The sequence below is a fragment of the Bacillus sp. MUM 116 genome (genome assembly GCF_001866655.1).
Lineage (GTDB): Bacteria > Bacillota > Bacilli > Bacillales > Cytobacillaceae > Neobacillus.
The window spans coordinates 1-3,348 of the sequence record NZ_MLYR01000186.1; the positions used below are offsets into that span (position 1 = coordinate 1).

The window sequence follows — 3,348 nt, forward strand, 5'->3', positions numbered from 1 at the left end:
CCTCGAGGGGCTAGGCGCTGGAGCTGGACAATTCTCAAAGTCCAATGATATAAATTCTGATAGTAAAATGAAAGCCACTCAGGAATATAAATTTAGATGACTTCCAAATTTAGTTATTTAATAAATTTATATAAGCAAAACTTGGAGGAATTTTGATATGGATTATATGAAATTAGCTGCAGATGCAACGATTAAAGGAATGAACAATAGAGTTGGCGGTCCTTTTGGTGCAACCATTGTTCGCGGTGATGAAGTGATTGCAGCAGTAAGCAACACGATGATGAGAGATACAGATCCATCTGCACATGCGGAAATGGTAGCAATAAGGGAAGCTTGTAAAAAATTAGGAACAATGGATTTGTCAGACTGCGTTATTTATGCAACTTGTGAACCATGTCCAATGTGCGTCTCCGCTATTATCTGGTCTGGTGTTAAGGAAGTTTACTACTGCAATACCTCGGAAGATGCTGATAAACAAGGTTTTTCAGATATGCACTTACGTAAATACCTGACGGGCGAAGATAAAAGTGTTCTAAAAATGGTTAAGGTAGACCAAAGAGATGATTGTGACCATCTATTTGAACATTTCCACAAGCTTCACAAATAACGAATTACTTCTATAATAAAGAAAACTCGCCGATTGGCGAGCTCCTATTATTAAATAATTTAACTTATGTTTAAAATAGTTTTTTAGAAAACCAGATTTACTATCATTGTTATCGGCGAAGAGCTAAATAGGTTTGATTAAAAAATATAAGGAGGGATTGTATGTCAACCAATCATGTTGATCATAAAGGATTGGATCCGGAGTTCGAACACTCTCCTGTGCCAAAAGAGTATCGAAAAAGTTTATCTTCCGTAGGAGCAGTTTGGTTTGGTTTTCCGATGGTTTTGACAAGTGCAGTAATTGGAGGAATTATCACAGCTTCGATTGGATTTAAAGCAGGTGCCTTAGCGATGCTGATTGGCAACCTCTTGTTGTTTCTCGTAGTAGGCTTACTAAGCCACGAAGCTGGCCGTACTGGAATGAACTTTGCAATGATTGCGCAAAGGTCATTTGGGCGTTCAGGGTATTATGTTGTATCAGGATTGCTTTCTACGGTCGTAGTCGGGTGGTTTGCTCTTCAGATAGGGCTCACCGGGGCAACGATGCATGGATCCTTTGGTGCTAACCTGTTCTTGATGACACTCGTTGGAGGGATCCTGTATATAGCCGTAACTTATATCGGAATCAAAGCATTGTCTATTTTAGGCTGGATTGCCACACCTATGTATTTTTTAATGGCGATTATTGCAATCGTTCTCGCATTCAGGGCTGGTAATACAAATATTCTTGACTACCAACCTAGTGCAGGTGCGGGAGCTATGTCGTTTGGAGCAGCAATCACTTTGGTTTTTGCTGGATTTGCGGATTCGGGTACGATGACAGCAGACTTTACACGTTGGGCAAAAAATGGACGTGAAGGGCTGATATCAACCATTTTTGCCTTTCCAATCGGAAATCTTATTGCAGAACTTGTAGGTGGAATCGTCGTCGCTACTGGTGTTATTCCAAATCCTCAAAGTAACGGCGGGGATTTCATGAGAGTTTTATCAGGACATGGTCCGCTGCTAACGATCTTGGCTATCCTATTTGTGTTTATCAATTTGGGATCTGTAGGTTCACATTGTTTGTATAATGGCGCAGTTGGCTGGTCACATATGACCGGCAAAAAAATGAGATTGGTCACGATCATAATAGGGATTATCGGTATAATAATTGCTGTTTCTGGAATTTATAATGTTTTTTATAATTGGCTAGTTCTTCTAGGGGTTATTGTTCCACCAATTGGAACGATATTAATTATGGACCAATTCCTTCTGCGCAGAAAATTCAAGGATCATTCCCCTACTCTAATTGGTTGGAAACCGTTGCCGTTTATTGTCTGGGCATTGGCTTCAGCTATCGCACTTTTACTCAACTATTATGCACCACATTATTCAGTAGCTGTTTTTGGAATTCTTGCTACAGTTGTGTTCTATGGTATAGGTAATTTAGTTGTTACCCGTGCTTCTGTTGCAAACTCTAAAATTGCAAAGTAGTAAAGTAGTATTGGGTGGTACAAAGATTTTTGTAGGTAGAATAAGTTGAATTTAAAAAAAGCCGTTTTTCCTTCAAGGAAGAACGGCTTTTATTGTCCAATTACTTTATGCAGATAAATGAATTTGAAGAAATTCAATTACCTGATTAAGAGCATCTTGAACAATTGGGTGATCAAAATCTTTTTCAAAGACATGTTCCCCATTAGGAATTGTAATTAACCTGGTTTTTACTCCTTCTTTTATGAGGGCAGCTCTCATAAAAACAGATTGTTCGTATGGTACATCCGTGTCTTTAGTCCCGTGCAGCAATAATGTAGGCGGATAATCCTTAGTGATATGATAGATCGGGCAAAACTGGATGAGATCCTCTTTATTAGTTGAATGAATACCTGTTATCTCCTGAACCCATGCGCCTTGCTGCCTCGCATACAAATATAGGAGAAATCTCGTTTCAATAGACCCCTCTGTAATCATTTCATCTGAGACAAAATTTTTATAAAGCTCTTTTGGAACTATGTCCTTTTGTAGATAGAATTTGCTTGGTTGCGTTGCCCAATTGGCGCTAATATCGCCATAGCCATAGAAGGAAACGATTGCTCGGGGCTTCTTTTTAAATGTTCCTGTACAAAGTGCAAGATAACCGCCAGCAGAACCGCCAACCACAGCTATTCTTTTTGGGTCAATGGAGAATTGTTTTGCCCCCTCAGTCTCCAACCAGAGAAGTGCATCTTGCACGTCTTCAAGGATGTCTGGAAGTTTTGATTCAGGTGCTAACCTATAGTCAATAGAAAACAATGCAAAGCCATTGTTGGTGTAGAGTTTTATCATTTCTTCACTTAAATCTTCTCGTGTTCCCCATAATAGACCGCCTCCATGAATATAAACAACAACTGGAGCTTTTTCATGGTTGGTAGCATAGAAGTCTGCTTTAATAGTAAAACGGTCATCTTGTTTATAAATAACTGTATTTTTCATAGGATCATTCACGTCCAATCAATTTTCTCGTATTTAAAACCGCACAGCAATCTGTGCGGTTTTTTATTAAGGCTATTTTCGCATAGATTGTTGTTTTTCGTATAAGTTCATCAACCCGTATAACTAAATGCTTCGTGGCATCTTTTCGTAAGAACATTTGCGAAAATTGCCTAGAAACTTAAGTATTTGACCCTTATTAAGGTCCAAAAGCAACAAAGTTTACGAAAAGAGCCTTTATTAATCGAGGCCTTTTCTTTTATTATCCCTTGAAAACAAATAGAATGGATATAG

The 3,348-nt window shown here is 38.7% G+C and carries 3 protein-coding genes; 2 read left to right on the forward strand and 1 reads right to left on the reverse strand.

Features of this window, described 5'->3' with window-relative positions; genetic code table 11:
- Positions 1-157: 157 nt before the first annotated feature.
- Together BIV60_RS27745 and BIV60_RS27750 are read left to right on the forward strand one after the other, a co-directional pair.
- The gene (locus BIV60_RS27745) at positions 158-607 is read left to right on the forward strand and encodes a nucleoside deaminase (protein WP_071358891.1); all 450 of its coding nucleotides are present in this window, start codon (positions 158-160) and stop codon (positions 605-607) included.
- Between the two features lie 161 nt (positions 608-768).
- Positions 769-2,082: a cytosine permease gene (locus BIV60_RS27750; RefSeq protein ID WP_071358892.1), complete on the forward strand. Its 1,314-nt coding sequence runs from the start codon at positions 769-771 to the stop codon at positions 2,080-2,082.
- A gap of 105 nt (positions 2,083-2,187) precedes the next feature.
- Here the strand turns inward: BIV60_RS27750 and BIV60_RS27755 are convergent, their stop codons facing one another.
- Positions 2,188-3,057: an alpha/beta hydrolase gene (locus tag BIV60_RS27755; protein ID WP_071358893.1), complete on the reverse strand. Its 870-nt coding sequence runs from the start codon at positions 3,055-3,057 to the stop codon at positions 2,188-2,190.
- Between the last annotated feature and the right edge of the window lie 291 nt (positions 3,058-3,348).